This window comes from Nosocomiicoccus massiliensis, from assembly GCF_000438455.1.
In the GTDB taxonomy this organism is placed as follows: Bacteria; Bacillota; Bacilli; order Staphylococcales; family Salinicoccaceae; genus Nosocomiicoccus; species Nosocomiicoccus massiliensis.
This window is the reverse complement of record NZ_CAVG010000050.1, coordinates 1-4029: the sequence shown is the minus strand read 5'-3', so window position 1 is coordinate 4029 and position 4029 is coordinate 1. Positions and strand designations below refer to the sequence as shown.

The window sequence follows — 4029 nt, the reverse complement described above, 5'->3', positions numbered from 1 at the left end:
TCTGAGAAAAGCTCTCGATCTGAAGGGGTTCTTGTTAAGACTTTAAAAACAAGAGTTAAGGAATTAGAGGAGGAAAATAAAAAATTAAAAAACCAAATTCAGAAATTATATGGAGAATTGTACAATAATGAATAGTTAAAAGTTAATCTATAATTGAATTGTGAAGAAATGTACTTAAACTAACAGGGCAGTTATGTTTAAGATACTTTAAAATTTGGTTAAAATCTCCGAAAGGATTGGTTTCTAACATTAGAAATCAATCCTTTTTAATATTAATTATATATCATTCAAACAATCATTCGACTATTTGTTTATGGTATGATATATTATAATCATCAAACAAATAGTCATTTGAATAAGGAGGATAATTATGACAAAAGATATGTGTGAAGTTACCTGTATTCACGAAGATAAGGTAAACAGGGCTAAAAAAGAGCTTGCTAAACAGAATCCTATGGATGTAGCGAAAGTTTTTAAGGCTCTATCAGATGATACAAGAGTTAAAATTGCTTATGTTTTGTCTTTAGAGGGAGAGTTATGTGTTTGTGATGTAGCGAATATCATTGAATCTTCAACGGCTACGGCATCCCATCATTTAAGATTATTGAAAAATTTAGGTATAGCAACATACCGTAAAGAAGGAAAATTAGTCTATTATTCACTAGATGATGAGCATGTTAAACAGCTTGTAGAAAAAGCTTTCTTGCATCAAAGGGAGGTTGCTAGTATTGGATAGTTCAACAAAAACATTAACAGAAGATAAACAGGTTTACCGTGTGGAGGGTTTCTCGTGTGCGAATTGTGCTGGGAAGTTTGAAAAAAATGTAAAAGAACTACCAGGGGTGCATGATGCTAAAGTCAATTTCGGAGCTTCAAAAATTGATGTCTTTGGTAGTGCAACCGTTGAAGATCTGGAAAAGGCTGGTGCTTTCGAGAATCTTAAAGTGGCACCAGAGAAGGCTAGAAGACGGGTCGAACCAGTGGTAACAGAAGATAAAAATGTTTACCGTGTAGAGGGTTTCTCGTGTGCGAATTGTGCTGGGAAGTTTGAAAAAAATGTAAAAGAACTACCAGGAGTGCATGATGCTAAAGTCAATTTCGGAGCTTCCAAAATTGATGTCTTTGGCAGTGCAACCGTTGAAGCTCTGGAAAAGGCTGGTGCTTTCGAGAATCTTAAGGTAATTCCTGAAAAACTGGCGAATCCATCGATACAAGCGGTCAAAGAAGACACTAAGGCTCCTAAAGAAGAGAAAATACCGTTTTATAAAAAACACAGCACATTGCTGTTTGCCACATTAATGATTGCTTTTGGTTACCTTTCTCACTTTGTAAATGGAGAAGATAACCTTGTAACTTCCATGTTATTTGTAAGTTCGATTGTAATTGGCGGATATTCACTATTTAAAGTTGGTTTTCAAAATTTGATACGCTTTGATTTCGACATGAAAACCCTGATGACCGTTGCAGTTATTGGAGCTGCCATCATTGGTGAATGGGCAGAGGCATCCATTGTTGTCATTCTCTTTGCAATCAGTGAAGCACTTGAACGTTTTTCTATGGATAGAGCAAGACAGTCCATTCGTTCATTGATGGATATTGCTCCAAAAGAAGCACTTGTTAGGCGGAATGGTCAGGAAATAATGATCCATGTGGACGATATCGCCGTGGGTGATATTATGATCGTCAAACCAGGGGAGAAAATTGCCATGGATGGGATCATTATAAATGGGGTGTCGGCTGTCAACCAGGCTGCTATAACAGGAGAATCTGTCCCTGTTGCCAAAACGGTAGATGATGAAGTATTTGCAGGTACGCTTAACGAAGAGGGACTACTTGAAGTAAAAATCACCAAATACGTAGAGGATACAACCATCTCCAAGATTATTCATCTGGTTGAGGAAGCACAAGGGGAGCGCGCTCCAGCGCAAGCATTCGTAGATAAATTTGCGAAATATTATACGCCGATCATTATGGTTATTGCGGCGCTCGTTGCAGTCGTTCCACCTTTATTCTTTGGTGGAAGTTGGGATACTTGGGTTTATCAAGGATTAGCGGTACTTGTAGTTGGATGTCCGTGTGCATTAGTTATTTCTACTCCAATCTCGATTGTCTCGGCAATTGGAAATGCAGCTAAAAAAGGTGTGTTGATTAAAGGCGGTGTCTATCTAGAGGAATTAGGAGCCATTAAGGCAATCGCATTTGATAAAACAGGAACACTGACAAAAGGTGTACCAGTGGTAACAGATTTTAAAGTGTTAAATGATCAAGTGGAAGAAAAAGAGCTGTTTTCCATTATTACAGCTTTAGAATATCGATCACAACATCCACTTGCTTCAGCAATAATGAAGAAAGCAGAGCAAGATAATATTACTTATTCCGATGTTAGAGTGGAAGACTTCACTTCTATTACAGGTCGGGGCATTCAAGGGAATATAGATGGAACAACCTATTACATTGGCAGTCCAAGGCTTTTTAAAGAATTAAATGTTTCCGATTTTAGCCTTGAGTTTGAAAATAAAGTGAAAGTTTTACAAAACCAAGGGAAAACGGCCATGATTATTGGAACGGACCAAACAATCCTCGGCGTGATTGCTGTAGCAGATGAGGTCCGCGAAACAAGTAAAAATGTGATTCAAAAACTTCATCAGTTAGGAATCAAGCAAACAATTATGCTGACAGGTGATAATCAAGGTACCGCAGAAGCAATCGGTGCTCATGTAGGCGTTTCTGATATTCAGTCCGAATTGATGCCACAGGATAAGTTGGACTATATTAAAAAAATGAAAGCCGAGCATGGTAATGTAGCTATGATTGGCGATGGCGTCAATGATGCTCCTGCACTTGCTGCATCCACTGTTGGCATTGCAATGGGCGGTGCTGGAACAGATACTGCCATCGAGACAGCTGATATTGCATTAATGGGAGATGATTTAAGTAAGCTTCCATTTGCAGTAAGACTTAGCAGGAAAACGCTAAATATCATCAAAGCGAACATCACGTTTGCCATCGGAATTAAGATAATTGCCTTACTATTGGTTATTCCAGGCTGGCTAACCCTTTGGATTGCGATTCTTTCCGATATGGGAGCCACTATTTTGGTAGCATTAAATAGTTTGCGACTGATGAGAGTGAAGGATAAATAGGTACTATATGTGTGCAATTTACGGAAGGACTTTTCATTTTGAAGAAAAGTCCTATCCCTAAAATATTGGAGATGATAAAATGATCGCGACGATACTGACGGCTACTGCGGTATATGTAGCAACAGGAATTGATTATCTCGTCATATTAATTCTTTTGTTTTCGCAAGTAAAAAAAGATCAGGTAAAACATATTTGGATAGGACAATATATAGGGACTGCAATTGTGTTAGGAGCAAGTCTTTTAGTTGCACAGGGGATTGTAAATTTAATTCCTCAGCAATGGGTTATCGGACTACTTGGGCTTTTACCACTTTACCTAGGCGTGAAAATATGGATTAAAGGAGAAGAGGATGAAGATGAAAGTAGCATTTTATCCTTATTTTCCTCTGGAAAATTTAATCAGTTATTTTTGACGATGACTTTCATCGTATTGGCTTCCAGTGCGGATGACTTTTCCATTTATATACCGTACTTCACGACCTTAAGTATGTCTGAAATCTTTATTGTCACTATTGTCTTTCTTATTATGGTTGGAGTTTTGTGCTATGTCAGTTACCGTCTAGCTTCCTTCGATTTTATATCGGAAACAATTGAGAAATATGAACGTTGGATTGTACCAATTGTATTCATTGGGCTAGGTATTTATATATTGTTTGAAAATGGAACATTCAATGCTCTGATTTCATTTCTTCTTTGAAGTGGCGAATCCAAACCATAAAGTGAAGTATAAAGAGGTTATCCTATTGATTGGGATAACCTTTTTATATTTAACTAATTATCATTTACGTTAAACACATGTACTTAAAGTAAGAACATTGATTTAAACCATTTTTTTCATAATTTACTATTGATAAGATACAAACCCATCAAGAGAAGATATTGAAGT

General features: G+C 37.1%; 3 protein-coding genes and 1 pseudogene. All 4 read left to right on the top strand.

The window, feature by feature from the left end; all coding sequences use genetic code 11:
* Window positions 1-135, top strand: a pseudogene (locus TJ68_RS02400) (DUF6262 family protein); the annotation flags it as partial.
* Window positions 136-370: 235 nt separating this feature from the next.
* On the top strand, window positions 371-736 hold the full coding sequence (locus TJ68_RS02395; RefSeq protein ID WP_040928538.1) for an ArsR/SmtB family transcription factor: 366 nt from the start codon (window positions 371-373) through the stop codon (window positions 734-736).
* Window positions 729-3143 carry a cadmium-translocating P-type ATPase CadA gene (locus tag TJ68_RS02390; protein ID WP_040928537.1) on the top strand — a complete coding sequence of 805 codons (2415 nt, stop codon included), beginning with the start codon at window positions 729-731 and terminating at the stop codon, window positions 3141-3143. The genes TJ68_RS02395 and TJ68_RS02390 overlap by 8 nt, the downstream gene beginning before the upstream one ends.
* A 79-nt stretch (window positions 3144-3222) precedes the next feature.
* Window positions 3223-3840 (top strand): CadD family cadmium resistance transporter, encoded by a 618-nt coding sequence (locus TJ68_RS02385; protein ID WP_040928536.1) that lies wholly within the window; start codon window positions 3223-3225, stop codon window positions 3838-3840.
* Window positions 3841-4029: the final 189 nt, after the last annotated feature.